The sequence below is a fragment of the Peribacillus muralis genome, assembly GCF_001439925.1.
In the GTDB taxonomy this organism is placed as follows: domain Bacteria; phylum Bacillota; class Bacilli; order Bacillales; family DSM-1321; genus Peribacillus; species Peribacillus muralis.
Map to the genome: position 1 here is coordinate 49,871 of NZ_LMBV01000005.1, position 24,215 is coordinate 74,085.

The following is a 24,215-nucleotide window of genomic DNA, read 5'->3' on the forward strand; positions in this document are numbered from 1 at the left end:
GGTGCTAAATTTCAATGATGATCGGAAGGATCATTGGTTTTTTCTTAGTTTGAGTAAAGAGATAATGCCCCAATTCCTTTTTTATGGTTTGTTTAATGATGTTCCAACGGTATATTTTTTCACTTTGTAAGTCATTGACCGTTTTCGTGACAAGATGATTCACAGTTTTTAGGAGGTCCTCGGAATTTTGAACATATACAAATCCACGGGAAATGGTATCGGGTCCAGATACTATTTTTCGTTCCGTCTTGCTTAGTGTTATGGCGATTACGAGCATGCCATCTTCGGATAGCTGCTTACGGTCCCGCAGTACGATTTCGCCAACATCACCAACGCCAATACCGTCAACAAAGGTATTGCCGGCAGCCACTTTTCTCGTTTGCCGGGCAACGGAATTTTCGATATCCACCACATCGCCATTACTGATAATGAAAGTATTGCCCTTCTCTACCCCGACGGACTCAGCCAGTGATCGATGCTGGTGCAACATCCGATATTCACCGTGAATGGGAATGAAATACTTTGGCTTCATCAGGGTGAGCATGAGCTTCAACTCTTCCTGATAGGCATGTCCAGATACATGCATGCCTGTTACAGTCCCAGAACCGTAAATGACTTTGGCACCAAGTTGAAATAAGTTGTCGATGATTCGTGAAACATCCCGTTCATTTCCGGGTATTGGAGTGGAGGCAAGAATCACTGTATCATCAGCTAATATACTCATATCCCGGTAATTCGAACTGGAAAGGCGGGAAAGGGCAGCAAACGGCTCTCCTTGACTTCCTGTACATAAAACAGCGACCTTTTCTGGAGCATAATTATCGACTTCATGTGGTTGGATAAGCATCCCATCAGGTACTTCGAGGTAGCCGCGTTCAATGGCCACGGTTACGACGTTCACCATGCTACGTCCAACTAGGGCAAGTTTTCGGTTTGTCTTCAGTGCGGCGTTCACAACTTGTTGAACACGATTGACATTTGAAGCAAAGGTCGAAAGAATGACTTTCTGTTTTGCTTGCATAAAAGCATCTTCAATATGGCTGCCAACGAGATGTTCCGAGGGACTGGAGCCGGGACGCTCTGCGTTCGTGCTTTCTGATAATAAAACCAAAACACCTTCACTCCCGATTTTGGCCATTTTATGAATATCGGGATACTGATCATTCATGGGAGTCAAGTCAAACTTGAAGTCCCCTGTATGAACGACCGTGCCTTCCGGCGTATGCATGGTGACCCCCAGGCAATCAGGGATGCTATGATTCGTTTTGAAAAAGTCGAGAGCCATCTCCCCGAATTCCAATCTTGAATCCGAGTCGATCTGGATTAATTCCGTTTCACCCAAAAGGTTATGTTCTTTTAATTTCAATTCAATCAAACCTAGTGTTAAACGTGTGGCATAAATGGGTACATTCAATTTTTTTAAGAAATAGGGGATGCCGCCAATATGGTCTTCATGCCCATGAGTAACAATCAGGGCCCGGATCTTCTCCTTATTCTCCTGGAGAAAAGAAATATCAGGAATGATTAAATCGACTCCTAATAAACTTTCATCAGGAAACTTTGCACCACAGTCAATAATGACGATATCGTTAGAATATTGAATTACATACATGTTTTTACCGATTTCATTCACTCCGCCCAGAGCCAATATGGACAAAGCATTCTCGTTCACACTCAAGTGGATAGACCTCCCTTTATTATGATAAAGATAGTGTTTCCTTAGGTCGTTTTTATAAAACCAACTCTTTTTTTAAATCAGGCTAATTCAAAAAGCCATAAAAAAACACCTGCCGCATTCGGTAGGTGTGTGTGTCTTCAATCTTCATCGACTCAAGCAAGAGTTGATGCTTTCTTCAAAAGACTCAATATATACTTGGATTTGTGAAGCATATCCAGTCTTCAAAGTGGCAAGCAGACTTTCTATCAGGAATTCACGCGGATTGTCGGACTGCATCAGCTCATCTTGGATAAAGTCGATCAGTTCAACCGCCCTTGTTCGATTTTCCCCGCATGGAAAAGCTGTGTTTATCGCTTTTTTTAATTCCAAGGTCGCGTTTAATAAATCATCATGACACGGATAAAGGTGGTTTTTGAACTCCGGAAACCACGTATCCATTAGCTCGGGATCAAGAATCTGTTCCTTACCTTTTGCAACTTCATCGATTGTATGGATCATACGATTCATGCAATAGCGAATGATTTGTATTTCCGGCTTTGCGACCGTAGTCTCACGATGATTGAAATAATTCATATGGGTGATCATTGAGTGGAAAATAATGACGCTGTCCAACAGATAGGGCTTTTTACTTTCCCCGAATATATCGAGAAATCGGCCATGCATCCAGCGTATGCTCAACAACAGGGTTTGATTGATGAATTGTTTCAACTCTTCATCGTTGGAAACGCGGACTTCCTCAATCAGGACAAGCAATTTACTTTGTTTATTGCCCATCATTTGCAGTTCGATCTGCTGAATGAAGATTTCAATATCGGCTGAATCCTGGTTAATCAACAGTTTGTCCCGTTCATGGCGAATCCTTTTATAGAAGGAACGGAAAATGGCTATAAATAATTCGCCCTTCGAAGGGAAATAATTATAAAATGTACCTTTGGAAATGCCGCTGCCGACCAAAATGTCCTGGATCGACGTGGCTTGGTATCCCTTTTCGATAAATAGCTTATGAGCCGTATCGATGACATCCTGCCTTCGGTTCTTCATCATATCACCTAATTTTCATTATACTGCTTGTATAAATGTAATCGTACTCTATTTTCCATCACAGTACAAACCCCTATTTAAACCAATAAAATTTTATTGCAAAAAATGGACTAGGGGTATATTATTGATTTTATGAGATTTCGTTATACCAATCGTACAATTAAATGAACCAATAGTTTGAATGGAGGAATAGATAAAAAGTGAGTACAGCACAAACAACTGAAAAAAAAGGCTCTTATGGCATTTTGATTATATTGATGGTCGGTGCATTTATAGCGATACTTAATTCGACCCTTTTAAATATTGCACTGCCATCCATCACAAAAGATTTAGGAATAGAAACGTCAACAGTCCAATGGCTGACAACAGGCTACATGCTTGTGAACGGGATAATGATTCCGACAACGGCCTTCTTAATAAGAAAATATTCGGTGCGTAACCTCTTCCTGACAGCCATGCTGCTTTTCTCAATCGGGACGATCATTGCAGGTGTAGCGGAAGTTTTCCCGCTATTATTAGGTGCACGGATGGTGCAGGCTGCAGGTTCGGCAATCATGATGCCGCTATTGATGAACGTGCTATTAACTTCCTTCCCTGTCGAAAAACGGGGATCGGCAATGGGATTATTCGGTTTAGTCATGATGTTCGCCCCTGCAATCGGGCCGACGCTGTCAGGCTGGATCATTGAACATTATGATTGGAGAATGCTATTCCATTTCATTACGCCGCTTGCGTTACTCGTGCTTATTTTCGGCTTCTTTAAACTTAAAGACCACAAGGAAAAAGTCGATATTTCAATTGATAAAGTATCGGTCATCCTTTCAAGCTTAGGCTTCGGCGGTTTGCTTTACGGATTCAGTTCGGCAGGCAGCAAAGGCTGGGATAGCCCGTGGGTATACGGGACACTGATTGTCGGTGCCATTTCCCTAATCCTTTTCATTACACGCCAGCTTAAAATGGAAACACCGATGCTTGAATTCAGGATCTTCAAGCACCCGATGTTCGCTTTATCCGCAACGATCTCAATCGTGCTGAATATGGCAATGTTCTCGGGGATGATCTTAATTCCGATGTACACACAAACAGTACGTGGCATTTCACCATTCGATTCTGGATTACTGATGCTGCCGGGTGCATTATTAATGGCCCTCATGTCACCGGTTACCGGTAAGCTTTTCGATAAATTCGGTGCCCGCATCCTTGCTTCAATCGGTTTGCTTATCACCGTGGCAACTACGTATTTGCTAAGTAAATTATCAATGGAAACAACGTATACAGAAATTGTACTTCTGTTTTCCGTTCGTTCCTTCGGGATGTCAATGTGCATGATGCCGATCATGACAAATGGTTTGAACTCGCTGCCAGCCCGCATGAACCCGCACGGTACAGCGATGAATAACACATTGAACCAAATATCCGGTGCGATCGGTACAGCATTGCTCGTTACGGTCATGTCTAACCGTGCAGCTTCTACTGCCGAAGAATTAATGACGAAAGCGATGAGCAAATTAACAACCCAGCCCACCGCTGAAATGATGGGCCAAATGAAAGCCCAAATCGGGATGCAAGCAATGCTGGATGGAATTAACTTCTCATTCTTCGTATCAACCTTCATTGCTGCTGTGGCACTGATACTCGCATTTTTCATTAAGCGCGCATGGCCAGCTGAAGAAAAACCAGCTGTAAAAGAAAATCAAACCGCATAAAACATGACAAGGCCCCTATGTGAATAGGGGCCTGCTTTATTGATTAGGATTTCGGTCTAGGTACGCAAAAATGGTATGGGACAGCCAATAATTCAACCTGAGCAAGTAATAATTCATCCTGCAATCAAAAAATTCGACCTCAGCAAGCAATAATTCGACCTAACCCCCAAATAATTCGACCTACAATCAAATAATTCAACCTGAGCAGGTAATAATTCAACCTACCATCAAAAAAATACATAAAATCCGATAACAACCCAATATGTCTAAGGACAATCGAGCTAGTCTGATCGGAATCCATCCTGCCCTGGTGCAGGGAAATAGTGGGCGGTGGTCGAATTATAGGTGTATGTCGAAGAAAAAGCCGGAATATTTTATATAAAGACGAAGGAGGGAGCGGCGTTTGCTAGTATTAGACGAAGGTGAGTTTGAAAAGTTGGTGCCTAGCTTATATAAGAGTGTGGATCCCATTCCAACATTTGCTTTTGCAGTCTTGGAGCAGTTCATGCCGGGTTTTGTTTTTGTGGATGAATCCCACTCACCAAAAACGATAGGATTAGGAACAAATTCTGGTTTATATTTTGTTGGCGGTGACCATGAGAACGATGAATTCAATAAGCAGTTTTTGAGGTTTTGCAGAAGCAAGCTGAAAGAGGGAAAGCGGTTCACTCTATTTTCAGGGAATGGCAAATGGGACGAGCTTATCTCGGGATGCTTCAAAGAAGAACTGAAGCAGGGGAGCCGATATTCCTTTAGCTTTCAGCCTGAAGGATATGATGTCGAAGCAATCCATCTGCAAGAATCATACACTTTAAGTAGATTGGATGAAGCAGCGATAAGGAACAGCAGTGAGTTTAACACAGATTACTATGAGCGGTTTTGGGGGTCTGCCGTGGATTTTCTTAATAAGGGGTTCGGCTATTCCGTGGTTCATGATGAAACGGTAGTGGCAAGTGAGTGTACGTCCATTTTTAGTGGAAAAGTTTATGCCGAAATCGATATTTATACCAATGCTGATTATAGAGGAATGGGTTTAGCCCAAAAAGCGGCCCAAGCCTTTATTGAGCAGTGCTTAAAGCATAAAATGATTCCTCGCTGGGATTGCAATGTCGAAAATCTGGCATCAATGAAGCTGGCAGGTCGGTTGGGCTTCAGTGAGCCCAGCATCTACTCCATTTTCGTAAAAAATCGACAACCATAAAAAATGTGTTAAGAAAGCGAGGATTGGATTTCATGTTGATTTTAGTTCCATTTCTGACGGCTCTCATACCCGGAATGATTATACCTTACTTGGTGGCTTAGTAAAAAAGGGTTTTCGCCTTTAATAAAGATGCTGCCAGGAATCACAGCAATCATGGCAGCCTTTATTCTCTTTTATATCGGATTTGTCCATATTAGGGGATTTGAAGGGGCAGCTTACGGTTTTCTTTCCTTTTTTGTCATGCTTTTTGCTTTTCTATCGTTCCTAATCGGAAAGAAGGCTAGTGTCAGCCGCTAATGTGAAATAACTGAACAAGGAGCAAGAGGGTTGCCCGTGCAGTCCTCTTATTTCAGCTCGCCCTCTTTAAACGTTTTACTTATTTTATAAACAGCATCGATAGGTCGGTTTGTGATGATTTCAAGTAATTGTTGCGCCATATAATCTGCACTATATTCAAAATCAGTGTTGACCCATTCGATAATCATGCCCAAAATGGCATAGGCTTGGTAGCTGGAGGCAAGTTCTTTATTAATTTTACGGTTCGGCCGATAATTCTCCAGGTCCTCTAATGGCAGGTTTTTAAGTTCTTCACAAATTCTATCATGTAAAGTCGGCAAAGCATTCGACTTTAGTACGAGTGTATAAATATCGGCAAAGTTAGCAACATGCTCAAATATTTTGATGACTGAAGCCGATAGTTCTTTGATGGTGAACACATCAACATGTTTATAAGGCTCCCGGTAAGAAATGATCAAATCGGCGATGACATCCTCCATCACTTCTTCAAGAAGCTCCTCTTTGTACTGATAATGTTTATAAAAGGTACCGCGATTCAGGTCTGCGAGCGCTACGATGTCGGTAATAGATATGTCCCTGAAATCCTTACTCTGCATCAACGATATGAGCGAATTTTTTAAAGTCTTTTTCGATTTCCTGATTCTTCTATCGATTGCCGGATCTCTATTCATTTCCATCGCCCCTTGGTCAGTTAATGATCAAAATGCATCCTTACTGTTCATTGTTCAACATCGAGGGCTGCATTTGCTGATTGTATAACGGTATTGAAACTAATTATACTATAAGTGAAGGTAGTTAATGAACATCTGTACAGTAAGTTTCACTTTTGCAAAAACCATTAATTGGAGGAGATTCGATGAAATTACAGGACAAGGTTGCAGTCGTAACAGGTGCAGCATCAGGCATGGGTAAACAAATTGCGATTCTTTATGCTGGAGAAGGTGCCAAAGTCGTCGTCTCGGATGTAAATCTTGATGGCGCGAATGATACGGTCGAGGAAATAAAAGCGGCAGGCGGGGCGGCCTTTGCGATTAAAACGAACGTGGCATTGGAAGAAGATATTCAGCATTTGATCGATACGGCGGTCGGAACGTACGGTACGGTGGATATCTTGGTGAATAACGCAGGAATCATGGATAGCATGGAACCGGCAGGAGATATTGAAGATGCTAAATGGGAGCGGATTTTTGCCATCAATACGACAAGCGTCATGCGCTCGACTAGAAAGGTGCTGCCGATCTTTTTGGACAAACAAAAAGGCATCATCATCAATATCGCATCTGCCGGAGGTTTATATGGTGCACGGGCAGGCGGTGCTTACACAGCCTCGAAGCATGCAGTGGTGGGTTTCACGAAAAACACTGGCTTCATGTACGCTGACAAGAACATACGCTGTAATGCCATAGCGCCAGGTGGCGTTGAAACCAATATTGGCTCAAGCATGACGAATATCAATGGATTCGGTGCATCTCGACAGCAATTGGGAATGGCCATCAATCCTCGTAATGGAAAACCGGAGGAAATCGCGAAAATCGCTTTGTTCCTGGCTTCGGAGGATTCAAGCTTCGTCAATGGCACCGTCATCACGGCGGATGCGGGCTGGAGTGCCTACTAAGCGAGAAAAACGTTTAAAAGACTTCTGCAAAGAAATGATTGCAGAGGTCTTTTTTTGATGCGAGACATTTATTGCTCAAAAAGAGGAATGGCGAACAATTAGCAGAAGTTATATTATCGAGCTAGTTAAAGGAGCGATCATATGGTCACATTCAGGAATGCAGCAGCAACGGACTTAGGTGAAATCGTGCAAATGCTTGCGGAAGATGTATTGGGTCGGGAACGGGAGCGTTATGAAAATCCGCTTCCGGAAAGCTATATTCAAGCCTTTGAATCTATTGATTCTGATCGAAACAATGAACTGATCGTTGCCTGCCTCGATGGGCAAATCGTTGGGGTGCAACAGATCACCTTCACACCTTATCTTACGCATCAAGGAGGTTGGCGAGCTACGATCGAGGGGGTTCGGACAGCAGCTTCACAACGGGGTAAGGGCATTGGAAGCAAGTTGATTCAATATGCGATCGAGCGTGCGAAAGAGCGTGGTTGTCATCTCATTCAGCTGACGACTGATAAAACTCGCGAGGAATCGCTGCGCTTTTATGAGCATCTAGGGTTCAAGGCAACTCATGAAGGATTGAAAATGAAGCTTTAAGGCAATCGAAAACTAAAGGGGAAGTTCGATGATAAAAGGGTTATATGAAGCACATTTACCGGTTCGTAATTTGGCTCGTTCGATAGCATTTTACGAAGCACTTGGCTTGCAGCTGGATCACAGGGTGGAAGACCATATAGCTTTTCTATGGATCGAAAAGGATAAAAGCTGGATCGGTCTATGGGAAACGGAGAAAGTCGAGGTTGAGTATCATCCTTCATTGCGCCACATCGCTTTTCAAGTATCATTGGAAGATTTAAAGAGCTCTGTCGCGTGGCTGGAAGAAAAGGGATATAAGCCAAGGGAGGCTTTTGGATTTGAGCCGGTCGAGCCTTTTGTAATGCCTCACGGGGATTATGCACATGCAAAAATCCACTTCAATGACCCGGACGGCAATAGCTTGGAGTTTATTTGCAAACTGGAAAATCGACAAAAAATCATGACCCGAATGTATCTAAGTGAATGGGAACGAATGCAGGAAGGATAACTTCCATGCGAATCAAGGAGGAAGCTCATAAAATGAATCAGAAAGCGGAAGTATATTGGAATGAATTTTGGCAAGGGAAAGAAGAAGAAAAGCCCCAGGCAGTCAGTGCGTGGCAATTCGGCGCTGATTCCGATCAGTTGGCTCAGTTGGTGATCGATGGGAGGAAAACGGCGACGTGCTCAGCACATGTTTTTTACGAAGAAGAAAATGAACCAATGCCATCCGTTGGTGATTACAGCATTATTTTAAGCAGCGGGGATAGTCCTTTAGCAATCATACGAACAGTGAATGTCGAAGTATTGCCGATGAATGAAGTGAGTGAAGAATTTGCGATTTCAGAAGGCGAAGGCGATGGAACATATACATACTGGTGGAATGCACATGAACATTTTTTTAAAAAAGAACTGCACAAACTTGGCCACACCTTTAAAGAAGATATGCTCCTCGTTTGTGAAAGCTTTGAACTGATACATGTGAAGTGAATGTAACGGGGAATTTTCCCTCGGAATCGAGGGCATTCAGCGATATGTAAAGGGTGAATCGATCGAGCGGGTGCACGAATGTGTTCTGGGAACCTTGGCCATGGAGTCAGACCCTGTTGATCCTAGATTGTAATAGAAGAAAAGGGGGGTGCTGCGGCAGCCCTTTTTTGTTTTATATACAGAATAGTACAAAACATCGGCTGCATATAGTTTATAAAGGGCGTCCATTTATATGTTTTTCCTACGTGTAAATAAAGCTATTAAAATGGGGCTGGTTACTTGTATCGGAATAAAAATACCGCTCTGATCATGATTTTATGTGTACTGTTATTCTTGTTTCTTGTGGTGCTCATGTTTCGCCATATCAAGGTGTATTTCGTGTTTAGCTCGGGCATTGGCCCGTTATTGCTTATCGGGGTTATGGTCATGGCTATCGTGTTGCTTTTTTTCAGAGGATTTAAATAACCGAATTCTTTTCTTTGAGGCTGCTGTGCAGTCTTTTTTACGTGGGGAAAATAAGATTCACAAAAAAATATGAAAATCAATAAAAATTTAACATTTAGACTTTAGTAATATATGGTAATATTTTAAATGGGATTATTTTCTTATAAATTTTATTCAGGGGTGATTAATGCGTGGAGTTTTTTACGAAGTGGTCGTTTAAGAATAAGGCTGCCGTTTCATTGGTAACCATATTTATTTTGTTGATAGGAGTTGTCAGTTATTTTAAACTGCCGATGGAATTCCTGCCATCTGCTGATAATCCACAAGTTACGATTATCACGATGGGGCAGGGCACCGATTCGAAAACGATGGAAGTGCAAGTTACAGATCCGATTGAAAGAGCGATTACCGGGGTTAAAGGAAAGAGTTCCATATACTCCACCACTGGCGATGGATTTTCGAAAGTAGATCTATTCTTTGAATCGGGATCGGATATGAAACAGGCGAAACTTGATGTTCAAGAGGCTTTAGGCAGTGTAGCGTTGCCAGAAAGCATGACAAAGCCTACCGTTACCCAGTTAAATACATCAATGATTCCCATTTCATTCATAGCTGTGACGTTCAAGGATGGCTTGACAGCTGAAAACGTGGATTTCACGAAGAAGGAACTGGAGCCTCTATATAAAGACATTAAAGGAGTCTCGGATGTCCAGACATTTGGAATCTCACAATCTGTTGTTTCTGTCAAAGTCGATAATGAGCAATTGGCGAAAAAGAAAGTCTCGATTCAAGATATCATGAGCGTCCTAAACGGCCAGAATGCGGCCCTAGCCGTCGGTGAAAAAGTGATCGATGGGAAGGCAAGTAACATCAAGGTCATCGGGGATGTAACGAGTATTGATAAATTAAAAGCGCTGAAGGTCGCTGCAAATGTCAAACTTGGAGAGATAGCAAAAGTTGAGGAAGCGAAGGATGGTAACCTCATCAGCCGCTTTAACGGAAATGAAAGCATAGATATCAGCATTATGAAGGACAGTCAATCAAATGCGGTCACAATCAGTAAAGAGGTTGAAAAAGTAACCAAAAAAATAAACGAAAAGTATGCTGGCCAGACATCAACCATCTATCTATCGACAGCTGATATGGTCGAGACTTCCGTTCAGACGATGGTTAAGGAAGTGCTGCTTGGTGCACTATTTGCGACCATTGTCATCATGGTCTTTTTACGAAATGTACGATCTACATTCATCACGATTGTATCGATCCCGTTATCACTTGGTTTTACGTTATTTTTGCTGTCATTATCGGGAGTGACGCTGAATATTTTGACGCTAGGTGGCGTCGCTGTTGCGATCGGACGCTTGGTGGACGATAGTATCGTCGTAATTGAAAATATTTTCCGGAAATTGCAGCAGGAGAAGATGTCGGTCCAATTGGTGATGGATGCGACAAAAGAGGTAGGTGTGGCCATCACGGCTTCCACGCTTACGACGGTAGCCGTTTTCTTGCCGGTCGCTTTATTGAATGGTGGGCTTCAAGAATTTCTGCTGCCCTTCGCTTTAACCGTCACTTATTCTTTGCTGGCATCCTTACTTGTCGCATTGACGGTCGTTCCATTAATGAGTGCAGGATTGCTGAAACGGGCGAAGTTGCCAAAACATCGGCCAGCCAAGCGTTTTACGAAGCTTGTTACATGGTCACTAAACCATAAATGGGTTGTCTTGATTGTTGCGTTGCTGTTGTTTGTCGGTTCCATTGGTACATATTTTTCCATGCCAAAAGGAGCAATTGATAATTCTTCAGCTGACTATGTCTCCGTGTCATTAACGTATCCGAATGATAAGCCCTTCGATGAAGTAAAAGAGAAGGCGATAGAGCTCGAGAAAACGATTCAAGATATGAGTGAAACGGATAATATGTTTATGCAATTGGGCAACTCAGCCGAAACGGCTCAATATGGCGCTGTCACATCACCTACAGAAGCAACTTTCGGCATATTGGTGAAGGATAAAGCAAATATAGATAAAATCCTGAAAAAATTCGAAAAGGAACAAGAAAACTATCCTGATGCAAAGCTTGCGGCCACCGCCTCTTCATTTATGATGGGGGCATCAAAGACGAACATTACGATAGATGTGATCGGCAGTAATGTGGGAGATTTGGAAGAGACGGCCAAGGCGGTCAAAGGAAGTATCCAGGATATTAAAGGAATTGAAGATGTTACAACGAACCAGGACGAAAAGAAAACCATTTATTCGTTCAAGGTAGATCCAGCTAAAGGCAACACCGAACAAATCGGCCAGCAGCTTGGCATCATGCTCAATAGAACCCCAATCGGCAATATCACGCTTGAGGATAAGCAGACGCCAGTAGTCCTTGAACCGATCTTAGATCCGAAAAAACCAAATGATTTAAAAACTATTCCGATTATGGCAATGGGCGGGTTAGTTCCTGTATCAAAAGTGGCTTCTTTAAAGAGCGAAGAAAGTGCAACGACGCAATTCCATAAAGATGGAGAAACGTATCTTCAATTAACGGCAACGGTAGATCCGGCGAAACTCTCTGATGTTGCCAGCAAAATAAATGTAGAGATATTTGGAGACAAGGAAACCAAGGGCCTTAAGATTCCAAAAGATGTAGAGATTTATGTAGGAGGAGCCAGTGCTCAGCAGACGGATGATTTTTCCGATTTGTTCATGACGATGATGATATCGATTGGCATTGTCTTTCTGATCATGGTGATAACCTTTAAATCGATCAAAGCACCGATCGCGATTCTGTTTTCACTGCCGTTCGCCGCGATTGGCGCGGTGTTAGGCTTGGTCATCAGCCGGATTTCAGTCGATGTCACAGCGCTGTTAGGTGCACTCATGCTGATTGGCATTGTCGTGACTAACGCAATTGTGCTTCTAGATCGCGTCAAGCAAAATGAAGAAAAAATGATCATCCGAGATGCGATCATTGAAGCGACGGCCACAAGATTCCGTCCGATCATCATGACGGCTGTCGCAACCATTTGCGCCATGCTGCCTCTTTTATATAAAAAGGCGGAAACGGGCAGCTTGGTTTCACAAAGCTTAGCAATTGTCGTCATTGGCGGGCTAGCTGTCTCCACACTGCTCACACTCATCGTCATTCCATGTATATACGAATTACTATACTTTAAAAAATCCAAAAAACAGAGAAAGAAAAAGAATGCACCGGTTACCGAAAACATCGAGATGTAAGAGAATGAATGAAAAAGTTTGTAGAGAATGCACGTTTCTTTACAAGCTTTTTTTCTTTGCCTATAAAGGCGTAATTCTAGCTGTAATTCCTACATCTTCGCAATTCAGCCGTTTCTCCACGAAAAATCGTCCGTTCGGCGCAAAACCCCGTCCAGTGACGCGAAAATCGACCGTGTGGCGCAATAATCCGTCCGTGTGGGTCGATAATCAGACCATCCGCCACAATAATCCGTCCGAAGGGAATTGGTGGTTAATCTTACATGCGATTTGGTGAACGAAAACATTAGTTTTTCCTTTTAACCCTTCTAAAAAACAACGGCTTATTTGGGAAATCTCCATGAGCATTTGATATAAAGTCGTATCAAACGGATGGCGCATGGTTATCCTTATATGGAGGTGGCGATTGTGGTGAATACGAATCTTTTAATGAAGGCTTTTCAAGGAAATGATGACATTGTCCGAAAAGAAATCCATCTGACTGATAAATCAATAAGCCTATTCTATATGAATTCCCTGACAGAACAAAAAACATTAGAGGAATTGGTGATCCGACCGCTTCAGTTACATAATGGTGAAGAATGGAAGGGACTGCAGAACGTTCTTATTTCTGGAGAGTCAACTGATACTGTCAGTGATGCCGTTCAAGCGGTATTAGAAGGATTCACACTTATCTCTGATGATAAAGAATTGATTAAACTCAAGACGTTCAGTGTTTCCCAGCGCGGTATTGAAACTTCTTCTATCGAATCCTCTATCATGGGCCCGCAGGATGCTTTTACTGAATCGTTACAGACGAGTTTATCTTTAGTTAAAAGAAAAGTGAAGAACATTTCCTTAAAAACGATTATTGGTAATATCGGAGAAGAAACGCAAACACAGTATGCTGTTTTATATATGGACAATAAAGTCTCCCGTGACAATCTTGATTTTTTGCTGCGTGCTTTGGACCAGCTGAACACTCAAGGTATAACGACCGCTTCCTCTTTGCAACAAATGCTGGAAGAGGCACCTTGGTCGCCTTTTCCACAACTGCTCAACACGGTAAGAGTGGACACATCGATGAGTTCATTACTGGAAGGGAAGGTTGTCTTGCTTTTGGATGGGGCACCACAGGCTCTGATTGGTCCCATCCATTTCATGGAACTGATGAACTCTGCTGATGATGAATACAATCGGTCATTGACCGCTACATTAATTCGCAACTTAACACTTTTTGGTTTCTTTCTTACGCTTTTCATCACTTCTTCTTACGTTTCATTTTTAACGTTCCATCCGGAAATGCTCCCGCCGCAGCTATTTAGCTTGATCGCCACTTCAAGGGCAAAGGTGCCTCTCCCACCTGTGCTGGAAGTGCTGACTCTGGAAATCATTATTGAAGTGTTAAGGGAAGCTGCCGCACGTATGTCCATTAAAGTGGGACAAACCATTGGCGTAGTCGGTGGGATTGTGATCGGAACAGCTGCTGTGGAAGCTGGTTTGGTTAGCAATATCATTATTATTCTAGTCGCTGTTTCAACGCTTCTATCTTACTTGCCATCCAACGTCTTACTGCGGAATGGCTTTCAAGTGATTAAATATGCATTCATTCTTTTAGCTGGATTCCTCGGTCTGTTTGGACAAATGATTGCTTTTGCTTATTTATTATCACATCTAGTCAAATTAAAATCGTTGGGATCGCCGCTTCTTTCCACCGGTTTTAATAATAGTAAAGGCTATACGAACAAGGGCATACTGAGAATGCCAAAGCGGAATCTTTAAAAATAAACGTTTTAGAGCAAATAGGTGGAAAAATGGGAATGCAAAATCAAAAAAAACTAAATTCAGTTCATGTTATTTTCTTGATGATAAATACGGTTACAGGAGTCGGATTGATTACATTTCCACACGACGTAAGCCAAGTAGGTTATGGGATGTGGGTCATGCCGCTTGTTTATGGAATCGTCATACAACTGTTTTTTTTCTTGTTTTTCAAGCTGCTCAAATACTATCCCAATCATACCTTATTTCAAATCAATACATTATTATTGGGAAAAGTGGCAGGTAACGTCATCAATTTCATGATCTTTATCTATGCCATCCTTGTTATCTTCCGAGTGATCAAAACGTATGTTCATATACTGAGCCTACTGTCCTTGCCATCCAATCCAACATTTTGGATCGTAACGGCCCTTCTCTTTGTTACCTTTACGATTGTCAGTAAAGGAAATATCATTTCACTGGCTCAATATCATATTTTGTCTTTCTATATATCCATATGGATCATTCTTTTTCTGATTACCGGTTTTAATAAAGGAGATATTACTCATTTGCTGCCGCTTTTTAACTTCACGGCCCCGGATCTCATTGCAGCATTCCCTAAAGGGTACTTTTCTTTTGTTGGATTTGAATTCATCCTTTTCTTTTATCCGTTTATTAACAATCAGGAAAAAGCATTTAAACATAGTAGTATAGCTTTATGGGTTATGGTTTTAATATATTGCTTTGTAACGATTGCCACTATCGTCCATTACACGGATTGGGAGTTACAGCATACTAAATTTCCTATAATCAACTTCATGCAAGAGGTTAAATTTTCTTTTATTGTCCGAATCGATAATCTATTTATCAATATATGGCTACTTTTGGTCTTAGGCACGACTGCTACTTATATTTGGATTGCTAAGAACGCCTTAGATCAAATAACGAGGAATCAAAAACATGAAAAAACGAAAATACTTTCGGGTTTAGGTGTGGTTTTTATCCTTCTTTTCCTGCCAGGAGGTTCGGGTGAAGCAGTAGGGAAAATTGCAGATGGGTTAATATATGCTAATGTTCTACTGGCTATTTTTCCATTATTTCTACTTGTAATAAGGAGGGTGAAGTCTTGATGAATTTCTTTAAAGTCACCTTCTTGGGTATATGTCTACTCCAATTATCCGGTTGCACCCAGTTTCAGCAACCGGCTATTGAAGATTATGCCTTAGTTCAAGTGGTTACGTTCGATTATGTGGAATCAACAAAAGAAACGAAAGTCTCCGTCATGATTCCACAGGTCATTACGAGAGATAAAGAATCAATCAAAGTTTATGAAGTCACGGATGCTACGATTGCCGGTGCTATCAATAAACTTTCGATGAAAATCGATAAGACGATGGTTCCTTCCCAGCTGCAGGTAGGACTGATCAGCCAAAAGTACGCAAAAGAAAAAGGATTGAAGGAACTCATAGAATTCTTCAGGTACCATCCTACTTTATCGATGAATATGATGATGGGCATTACAGAAGAGAATGCAGGAAATATCGTTAAAGGAAAATATAAGGACCAACCTAAAATTAACGACTATATCATCAGTTTAATGATACCAAGATTCAATAAATCATTTGCTACCTTCACAAATCTTCAAGAGGTGTATTATAGAACGTCCAGCGGAACATCGGATCCTACAATTCCCCTGCTTATAAAAGAAGACCAACAATTGTCCTTTGATGGGAATGTGTTATTTCGGGACTATAAAATGCAACATACCCTTGGGGTGAATAAAAGCAATATCCTTCAATTACTTAGGGAAAAGAGAGGGAAATTATATACTGTTGAAATGGACTTAAAAGGAGCAAAACGTAAACAAATCTTTACAAGAACGCTGAAAAGTAAAGTAAGGTACATAAGTAACGGAGATTTAAGTCATCCGCAGGTAACGGTAAAGCTGGATATCCAAGTGGGTGGTTTAACCATCGATTCGGGTGCACCTATTAGTGCAACGGAAAAACGAATTAACCAATATATTAAAACAGAAGTGAACCAGTTAATTGCCGAGCTTCAAAAAGAAGAAGTGGATGCCATCGGAATGGGTGAAGCATTCCGCCGTACACATAGAGGAAAATGGTCGGGGGAAAATTGGAGACAGACATTTCCAAAAGTAAGATACACTACAGAAGTTACTACGGATGTTACTGAAGGAGGACTGAGTGAATAGATCATAATACCAGAATACCATTGCTTAAACAACGGGCGCTTATCCAATATGGATAGGCGCCTTATTTTAGTCGGGTCCTTTGCACTATAACGATTTGTTAAGTTAAGTATAAATATTATTAAATTGTCGCACTTGATAACTGAATCTATAATTAATTTAGAATTTGTAATTTTTAGAAATATCTTATTTTTGGTGAAACCGAAAGTAAATCTAAGGAGGATAGTGGGATACATGTTTGGCGAAAGCAATGGAAGCAGGACTGATAAAAATAAAAAGTGAATGGATGATGAAGCAATTGAAGTCTAAAATTCTGAAACGAATGAAAAACCCCTTTTTAACGATACTATCGGTAGGGGTATTGTCTATAACCTTTCAAAGTAATCTTCAGACAGTTTCGGCGGTAAAGAATACTAGCGGCGAAAAAATTCTGGCATCTTTGACGCAAGAACAAAAAGAGGCGCTCAACGAATTGAAAGTTTACCAAAGTAATGGATTGGAAGGTTTCAGCAAAAAAGAATTAGAGAATGATAAAGAAATATCCGTCATTGTCGAATTCCGTTCAAAACCAGAAAAAGTGGCAATCTTGAATGAAGCTCTGATGGGTAAGAAGATATCAGAAAACCAGGCAAAGACGCAAGTTGATCAGGAGCATGAACAATTTAAACGTGATATTAAACAAATATTCCCTGCAACTTCTGCAAAAAAAGCAAAGCAAGATACATACAAGATTACGAGAAACTTCAAGACAACGTACAATGGGGTTTCAATGAACATTCCCGCAAATGAAGTAGAAAAGCTGTTAAAGTCAAAAGCTGTAAAGGCCGTACATAAAAGTGAGCAATTCACAATCGATCCACCTGCAGAAACAGATACCAAAAATGTACAAGGAACAGAGGTGACTCTTGACAGCGGAGCATTCTTAAATGTGGACAAGCTGCACAAAGAGGGCTATACAGGAAAAGGTGTAAAGGTGGCCGTCATTGATACGGGTTTAGATTATAACCACCCTGATTTGAAAGCGGTCTTCAAAGGCGGCCGTGACTTTGTCGATAATGATGAGGATCCGATGGAGACTACGTATGAAGATTGGAAGAAATCAGGAAGACCTCTGTACGATGGTGGGGGTAATTCCTATTATACGGATCACGGCACGCATGTCTCAGGTACGATAGCTGCGCAGGCACAAAACTCAACCGCTCCAAAAGTAAAAGGGATCGCCCCTGATGCCGACTTGTACGCCTATCGTGTACTTGGACCATATGGCAGCGGAGATGAAGAAGACATAATGGCCGGGATTGATCAAGCAGTCATCGACGGGATGGATGTCATGAACCTTTCCTTAGGAGGAAATAGTAATGATCCTGCGGCGCCGCTCAGTACGGCGATCAATTATGCGGTCTTAAATGGTGTGACCGCAGTTGTCACTGCCGGCAATAATGGGCCATCTGACTATACGATTGGCAACCCGGGAGCGGCAGCGTTTGGGTTGACTGTAGGAGCAAGCAGTTCGCCATTATCTGTCGTGAAGTATGCGGGAAGATTGACTGGGTTGAAAAAAGGATACAATTTAAGCAATTTGTATAAAGCCTTTAATAGCGACCTGAAAGCGTTAGAAGGTAAGAGCTTGGACATCGTCGACATGAATGATGGCATGGCAGCGGATTATGTCAATAAAGACGTAAAAGGGAAAGTCGTTTTTATAAAGCAAGGCATCATTGGAACACAAGACAAAGTCCTTATTGCCAAGAACAACGGAGCCAGTGTTGTTATTACCTATAACAACAGACCAAATGAAGGACCTTCCAATTTTGTCAGAGAAGATCAGCGTTTCGTCCCTACTTTTTCATTGAGTAATGATGAAGGACTGGATTTCAAAGCCCAACTGACTACGAATAAAAAACTGACCTTCGAAAATTATAAAGAAACGTTTACTGATGGCGATAAACTGGCCAGCTTCAGTTCCCGCGGTCCGACACGGAAAAATTATGACATGAAACCAGAGGTCACAGCACCTGGAGTGAGTGTATTATCCACTGTTCCCGCGTATTCCTTGAATCCAGATAAAGAGGATGACTATCAATATGCCTATGATCGCTTGTCAGGAACGTCGATGGCCGCCCCTCACGTAGCTGGGATTGCAGCACTGTTATTACAAGCAAATCCTGAACTTGGGCCGCAAGATATCAAGACGATTTTAATGAATACAGCTAAGCCTTTAAACGGAACATATAGCGTCTTTGACGTAGGTGCCGGCCGTGTAGATCCGTACCGCGCAGTCCATAACGTAGCAAAAATTGCCGTCCAAGATCAAACGGGTGTCGTGTTTGACAGGGAAGATGTTTCGTTAAAAGAACAGACTGGCGGTCTTGCATTCGGCAGCCATTATGCGCGTGAGGAAATCAATTTAGAAAGAACTGTAAAAATTGAAAATGAAGAAAATAAAAAGAAAACATTCATGATTACGACCTATTTCCAAAGGGGAGTAAGCGGCTCGTTAGACGCTAAGCAGAATGGAGTTAAATTGACTGCGCCACCGATCATTTCTGTTACTGCGTCAAAGTCGAAAAACATTCCGGTATCAATAAGGATCCCCGCAACGGCAAGACCGGGTGTATATGAAGGATATATTATGGTTACAAACCAAGAAAACAGTAAAGAAAGATATCGCGTACCATTCAGCATCCGTACGACTGAGGAAGGCTTTAACGCTACAGATTTATCAGAAATTGCGATATCACCGCCATATTTGCATGTAAAGAGAATTTACCAAAGTAATTCAAGTGCTTCCTTACTGTTCAATTTCAAGGCACCAATGAAACGTTTGGACCTTATTTTGGAAGATGGAAAAACAGGGAAGGAATTGGGCTTCTTAGGAACCGTCAATGTCGAATCCTTATACGATGGGATAAACTATTCTATCCAAGATGCATTCAACGGCACATACTATGCCTATACAGATGATACGCATCAAGCGGTTGCTTCTCAAGTCAGCTATGCCAAGCCGGGACAATACAGTATCAAGGTTATCGGTACGACCGAACGTGATAAAGTTTTCAGTACTTATGAAGAGATTTACATTGATCATATTGGACCGAAAATGACAACTTCTTTTGATACAAATGAAACACGTGTCATCGAATATCAGGAGGGACAAAATACAGTACCTCTTCACGTGCAGGTTACCGATAAAGAAGTGGAACAGATGACGGCTGCGGGTATCGAAGTCGATCAATCGATCAACGCTTTTAATTATTCCTTGGACGGAAACTATTCTACTGCAGTCCAAGTAGGATCTGACGGGATATTAGATTTTGATGTTCCGATGAATGAAGCTGTACCATTCTTGAAATTGAATGTATTCGGAACAGATGCTGCGAACAATCCAAGCGTGAAGGAAAATTATTATTTTGTGAAAGAAGGAACACCATATAGTTTCATGAAGGCAGATAAGACCGTTATGAAAATGGGCGATAGCACTTCCGCAAAACTTGCGTTACACAATGTGATAAACGTAAAATCTGCGGAATGGACAATCAATACTGGATCTAATCTAGAAATCAGTGATGTGAAGCTGGATGAAAGCCTAGCATCACATGCCAACGCCAAGGTGTCTGTTGAAAAAACCGGAAACACGGCGAAGGTGAAATTGGATTTAAACGGTTCAAAAGGAGTATCTGGTGACATCAACGCGGTGCGTATGCAAATAAAAGTAAACGATTCTTCGTTTGCAGCAAATGCGACATGGAAAATGACCGCTTCTTATACGGATGAAACGGATAACCAACATACCATCTCCGGGGCCAGCTCTGAACTGACCATTCAACCTGCATTTTCTGAAGTTTACGGTTCACTGAGATCAGAGGGACTTGGGTTTGGGACGGATTGGACAAAGGTAGGTGCCACTGTTCAGGTAATAGACTCTGATGGGAAGAAATATGATGGAACATCTACGTTAGATCGGATTGGAAGCTACCGCATAACGAAGCTCCCGCTGTCTGATAAACCGTTCACATGGAAGATGACGCTTCCTGGACATTTTTCTATCTCACAACAACTGCCTATCGGTGTTACGCGAGATAATGAAGTTTGGGGCCAGCTGTTGCAATACTTTAGCAAAAATATTGTGGCTGGAGATGTGAATCAAGATCAAGTCATCGATATCCTGGATGCAATGGCTGTACAAAAAGCTTGGAATACAAGTGATAGAGCCGCTGATATTAATTTTGATGGAATTGTCAATGCAAAAGATATGTCATATATCCAAAACAACTATCAAAAGCAGAATGCGGATGCAAACAACCCTCCTTCTCCTCTAGACGAAAAGGATGGAAAGACATTGAACGATATTTTAAACGAATTGGGAATAACTCAATAAGAACATAAGAGGGATAGTCCTTTCATAGGGCTATCCAAACTCGCTAATATTTGAAATTGCCTAAATCTCAGGAAAGTTTGTACTTTGCCCCTTGGCACATTTACTTCTGTCACAGGTGTATCTGGATCAGGAAAATCAACATTTCTGTACAGCTAGAAAATCATATAAGTAAAACCAAAGCCTCTCTAAACATGCTCGTTTCTTACATGGAGTGGAACAAATCATCAGAGTGATCACTGTTTCTAATGAAGCAGTGGGCAAGGTGATACGCTCTAATGTAGCTACTTATACTGACTTGTTTACGCAACTTCTATGCTAAATTGCCCCGCTCTAAGCCAAAAAAATTAACAGGTAAACACTTTCTTTTAATACACCTGGTGGCCGATGCGAGTAGTGTAAGGAATGAGGTATTTTAGCTATTGATATGCATTTTTTGCTAGATCTACAGATGACTTGCCGAGGGAAGCGATTAAAAAAAGAGGTGATACGAGGCTGCTTCGTATCACCTTCTTATTAATTATTAAGTGAAATTGATTGTACAATATTTCCGCCGCTTGGACCACCAATCACAAACTTAGCTTCATAGGAAACTGTTGTTTTCGCAGGAACAGAAAACGTATAATACTGAATGTTACTGCCTGGCTCCACTTGTGTATTTCTCCATGTGTTATCGGAACCTCGATATGCAATAAATGCATTTGAAGAAGGATTTCCTTTGTAGTTTGCTGATACTGTTCTTGTTCGCGTACCGTTGTTTGTAACGGTTCCTTTTACCGTGTAAACTACACCCCAGTTTGCCAGATTTCCATACTTTCCTTCTCCATCTGACGGGCGAAGAGCATCAATAATACCCCAACCTGGCATATCGAACGAAAGCATGTCATTCGTAATGGCATTTTGATTATTTACCGGGCTAATGCTGCTAACCCAACCGTCGGAGCGAACACTTGCACTTCCATATGTCCCTGTGCTGACGTTGAAATTTGGATATTGAACAGCTAGCACACCTTGGGAATCGGAATCGCTAATCGTAAAATTGACATTGGGTGCTGTCACTTCCGAATAAGGACTGATCCCTTTGTAAACGCGCGCTTCATGCGTTCCATCACTTTCTATCCGTTGAACGTAGCCCATATATGCTGTTGATCCGTCTAAGGCACTGAAATTTCGATATGCTGTGTTGTTCATAAGTACCTGTCCGCCTGAAATAGCGAAATCAATGACGCCGCTAAAGAAACTGCCGTTTGTAATCGAATTATCTTTACGCATAATCCACTGACTGCCTCCAGCTTGAATTGTATAGGAGGTGCCTGTTGGAGAATAAGTACTAAACATTTGTGAAAAAGGTCGCCCTCCGTACACGCTCGCTTCGTAACCACTACCGTTTACCGTTACCGTTACTGGATAAGAGTTAGGATTATAAAGCTGAATACCGAATCCGATTGTTGAGCCAGATCGATTGACATGTTCAAAAAAATTACGGTACTTCCCTGGAGCTAAAGTATCCCGGTAAATTGATTTGTCTCCTAGGTTGGCATCCCCTAAATCTCCATTGTAAATTTGTTCAGGGTTATTCACGAAAATGAACGACCGGTCTCCACTCTTTGTATAGTTAATCATCGGCACGGTAGCTGCCTTTCCTTCTAAAGCAAACCATCCTGAAAACAAAAGAACTCCTACTAAAAATACTGATATAGCAAACCTCTTCACTATCTTCACACCTCTCCAATAAAATAATCCAAAGCTACTTTTTTAATACCGCGATGCTGTATGGATCGTATTTGAGAAGCTTTCTTCGACCTTTAAGCCCGATAACATATGAATAACAATCGACTGATCCAGAGTCCTTACTCTGTTGTGTATACGATGTACCTCAACGCGAGATCACTTCGAACTTATCATCAGACGGATCTGCGGAGTTTTGTCCTGCATCCTGATACCACCTGTTGCTGGAGTTCATCATCGTTTGTATTCGAGTCGTGGCCGTGGCTGCGGAAGCACCGGTTAGGCCGGTGGCCGCGCCGTTTTGGATTTCGGCCGGTGCGCCGAAGCCCATGGAGTAGAAGTACCAATCTCGCGCCGCGCCGTGCTTGCCGCCTTGGTCAGTAGCGGAGATATACCAAGGTTTCAACTCGGCGAACGCCGTCAGCTGAATCATGCCGTTATTGCTGTCGCCGATTCCGACATCGGTGATGGCGCTCGATTTATACTGTTCGAATGCCACTCCTTTTGTTTTAAGATGGGTCACGTATTGACGGCACAGCTCTCCTGTCCATTTATTACCTAGGTAGCTTTTGGCATCTTTTGACCAAAACGGATCTAGAAGAGCCACTCGCTTCGGTCTTAGGTTAGTAGCAATCGTGCCGCCATCGACCTGGTCGCTAATCAATTTTGCACTGTTCGTGACCAGTTGGTTTCCGAGCGAATGTCCCGCGAAGCGGACTTCGCTGCCGGTAAAGCCCTGCATAGCTTGTTTGTATGTATTTACAAACAATTGCGCCGCTGACACTGTCGGTGCGCCTGCTGTGCTGTATGTACCGTCTTTCTTGCGCCAGCGCATGCCCTGCGGTCCGGAGGATGTCCAAATCTTAGCCTCTGCGTCTTTTACTTCGCCTTCATCAGCGAGCTGGTTCCAGTAGAAGATGCCGACGTTCCAACCTTTGGAAACCCAGTAGTTCACAGTGTTCACGTCCGGACCATTTGTTGCGTCGTTTCGCTTAGGATTGAATGTTTCTCGGAATAGAGACGCGGTGGTGTCTTTTTGCCAACCGTGTATATAGATGAGGGTGGGTTTGCTTGCGCCGAAGTAAGAATTCGATTGCCCGGCAATAAACTTTTGTGATACATTTCCTGAACCGAACCAGTAGATTCCGGTGTCCAGGGTTTGACCATCATATGCAGCGGCAGTGGAAGTAGGGTACCAAGGAGCAATAACAAACAGCAAAACCAAACTGATGAGAATATGGTGTACCTTCTTCAAATCATCAACCTCCAAATTCCAAATATAATTTTGTGGTTCATTTTTCAGTATAAGTTAATATTCTAAATATTCAATAAATTTTTTCTGAAGTATTAGAATTGCGACTAATGTAGGGCATTTTCATAAGAACAACTGG

At 42.0% G+C, this 24,215-nt stretch carries 17 protein-coding genes and 1 pseudogene; 13 read left to right on the forward strand and 5 right to left on the reverse strand.

Annotation, left to right across the window (positions count from 1 at the left end; all coding sequences use genetic code 11):
• Positions 1–4: 4 nt before the first annotated feature.
• Positions 5–1,678 carry a ribonuclease J gene (locus tag ASU00_RS08720; protein ID WP_057913076.1) on the reverse strand — a complete coding sequence of 558 codons (1,674 nt, stop codon included), beginning with the start codon at positions 1,676–1,678 and terminating at the stop codon, positions 5–7.
• A 144-nt stretch (positions 1,679–1,822) separates the two neighbouring features.
• Positions 1,823–2,719, reverse strand: coding sequence for a TetR/AcrR family transcriptional regulator (locus tag ASU00_RS08725; RefSeq protein ID WP_057913077.1), 897 nt, complete (start codon positions 2,717–2,719; stop codon positions 1,823–1,825).
• Between the two features lie 200 nt (positions 2,720–2,919).
• Here ASU00_RS08725 and ASU00_RS08730 point away from each other — a divergent pair, with 200 nt between their 5' ends.
• The 3 genes from ASU00_RS08730 (at position 2,920) to ASU00_RS26080 (ending at position 5,923) form a co-directional block, all read left to right on the forward strand.
• Positions 2,920–4,425, forward strand: coding sequence for a DHA2 family efflux MFS transporter permease subunit (locus tag ASU00_RS08730; RefSeq protein WP_413783513.1), 1,506 nt, complete (start codon positions 2,920–2,922; stop codon positions 4,423–4,425).
• 403 nt (positions 4,426–4,828) lie between these two features.
• Positions 4,829–5,626 (forward strand): GNAT family N-acetyltransferase, encoded by a 798-nt coding sequence (locus tag ASU00_RS08735; protein WP_236712670.1) that lies wholly within the window; start codon positions 4,829–4,831, stop codon positions 5,624–5,626.
• Positions 5,627–5,755: 129 nt separating this feature from the next.
• Entirely contained in the window at positions 5,756–5,923 is a 168-nt protein-coding gene (locus tag ASU00_RS26080; RefSeq protein ID WP_236712671.1) for a YesK family protein, read from the forward strand.
• Positions 5,924–5,970: 47 nt separating this feature from the next.
• Here ASU00_RS26080 and ASU00_RS08745 read toward each other — a convergent pair whose 3' ends face one another.
• Complete coding sequence (locus ASU00_RS08745) at positions 5,971–6,594, reverse strand: TetR/AcrR family transcriptional regulator (RefSeq protein WP_330219528.1); 624 nt, start codon at positions 6,592–6,594, stop codon at positions 5,971–5,973.
• Between the two features lie 185 nt (positions 6,595–6,779).
• Here ASU00_RS08745 and ASU00_RS08750 point away from each other — a divergent pair, with 185 nt between their 5' ends.
• The 10 genes and pseudogenes from ASU00_RS08750 (at position 6,780) to ASU00_RS26785 (ending at position 21,099) form a co-directional block, all read left to right on the forward strand.
• Complete coding sequence (locus ASU00_RS08750; protein ID WP_057913079.1) at positions 6,780–7,538, forward strand: SDR family oxidoreductase; 759 nt, start codon at positions 6,780–6,782, stop codon at positions 7,536–7,538.
• 141 nt (positions 7,539–7,679) lie between these two features.
• Entirely contained in the window at positions 7,680–8,132 is a 453-nt protein-coding gene (locus ASU00_RS08755) for a GNAT family N-acetyltransferase (RefSeq protein WP_057913080.1), read from the forward strand.
• 28 nt (positions 8,133–8,160) lie between these two features.
• Positions 8,161–8,619, forward strand: coding sequence for a VOC family protein (locus tag ASU00_RS08760; protein ID WP_057913081.1), 459 nt, complete (start codon positions 8,161–8,163; stop codon positions 8,617–8,619).
• Between the two features lie 32 nt (positions 8,620–8,651).
• A complete protein-coding gene (locus ASU00_RS08765) occupies positions 8,652–9,101 on the forward strand; it encodes an ASCH domain-containing protein (RefSeq protein WP_057913285.1) in 450 nt (149 codons plus the stop codon).
• Between the two features lie 19 nt (positions 9,102–9,120).
• Positions 9,121–9,234, forward strand: a pseudogene (locus ASU00_RS26655) (polynucleotide kinase); the annotation flags it as partial.
• A gap of 502 nt (positions 9,235–9,736) precedes the next feature.
• Entirely contained in the window at positions 9,737–12,772 is a 3,036-nt protein-coding gene (locus ASU00_RS08775; RefSeq protein ID WP_057913083.1) for an efflux RND transporter permease subunit, read from the forward strand.
• A 408-nt stretch (positions 12,773–13,180) separates the two neighbouring features.
• Positions 13,181–14,530 carry a spore germination protein gene (locus ASU00_RS08780; RefSeq protein WP_161809715.1) on the forward strand — a complete coding sequence of 450 codons (1,350 nt, stop codon included), beginning with the start codon at positions 13,181–13,183 and terminating at the stop codon, positions 14,528–14,530.
• Positions 14,531–14,568: 38 nt separating this feature from the next.
• Positions 14,569–15,639 (forward strand): GerAB/ArcD/ProY family transporter, encoded by a 1,071-nt coding sequence (locus tag ASU00_RS08785; protein WP_161809716.1) that lies wholly within the window; start codon positions 14,569–14,571, stop codon positions 15,637–15,639.
• Positions 15,639–16,724 carry a Ger(x)C family spore germination protein gene (locus ASU00_RS08790; protein WP_152983715.1) on the forward strand — a complete coding sequence of 362 codons (1,086 nt, stop codon included), beginning with the start codon at positions 15,639–15,641 and terminating at the stop codon, positions 16,722–16,724. Before ASU00_RS08785 ends, ASU00_RS08790 begins: the two co-directional genes overlap by 1 nt.
• 235 nt (positions 16,725–16,959) lie before the next feature.
• On the forward strand, positions 16,960–21,099 hold the full coding sequence (locus ASU00_RS26785) for a S8 family serine peptidase (RefSeq protein WP_057913087.1): 4,140 nt from the start codon (positions 16,960–16,962) through the stop codon (positions 21,097–21,099).
• 513 nt (positions 21,100–21,612) lie between these two features.
• Here the strand turns inward: ASU00_RS26785 and ASU00_RS08800 are convergent.
• Positions 21,613–22,809 (reverse strand): hypothetical protein, encoded by a 1,197-nt coding sequence (locus ASU00_RS08800; protein ID WP_152983716.1) that lies wholly within the window; start codon positions 22,807–22,809, stop codon positions 21,613–21,615.
• Between the two features lie 163 nt (positions 22,810–22,972).
• Positions 22,973–24,079 carry a cell adhesion domain-containing protein gene (locus ASU00_RS08805; RefSeq protein ID WP_152983717.1) on the reverse strand — a complete coding sequence of 369 codons (1,107 nt, stop codon included), beginning with the start codon at positions 24,077–24,079 and terminating at the stop codon, positions 22,973–22,975.
• Between the last annotated feature and the right edge of the window lie 136 nt (positions 24,080–24,215).

Excerpts from the sequence above, each read along its gene's own strand:
- ASU00_RS08725 (WP_057913077.1), bottom strand. The coding sequence starts at position 2,719 with ATGAAGAACCGAAGGCAGGATGTCATCGATACGGCTCATAAGCTATTT.
- ASU00_RS26080 (WP_236712671.1), top strand. The coding sequence starts at position 5,756 with ATGCTGCCAGGAATCACAGCAATCATGGCAGCCTTTATTCTCTTTTAT.
- ASU00_RS08745 (WP_330219528.1), bottom strand. The coding sequence starts at position 6,594 with ATGAATAGAGATCCGGCAATCGATAGAAGAATCAGGAAATCGAAAAAG.
- ASU00_RS08750 (WP_057913079.1), top strand. The coding sequence starts at position 6,780 with ATGAAATTACAGGACAAGGTTGCAGTCGTAACAGGTGCAGCATCAGGC.
- ASU00_RS08755 (WP_057913080.1), top strand. The coding sequence starts at position 7,680 with ATGGTCACATTCAGGAATGCAGCAGCAACGGACTTAGGTGAAATCGTG.
- ASU00_RS08760 (WP_057913081.1), top strand. The coding sequence starts at position 8,161 with ATGATAAAAGGGTTATATGAAGCACATTTACCGGTTCGTAATTTGGCT.
- ASU00_RS08765 (WP_057913285.1), top strand. The coding sequence starts at position 8,652 with ATGAATCAGAAAGCGGAAGTATATTGGAATGAATTTTGGCAAGGGAAA.
- ASU00_RS08785 (WP_161809716.1), top strand. The coding sequence starts at position 14,569 with ATGCAAAATCAAAAAAAACTAAATTCAGTTCATGTTATTTTCTTGATG.
- ASU00_RS08790 (WP_152983715.1), top strand. The coding sequence starts at position 15,639 with ATGAATTTCTTTAAAGTCACCTTCTTGGGTATATGTCTACTCCAATTA.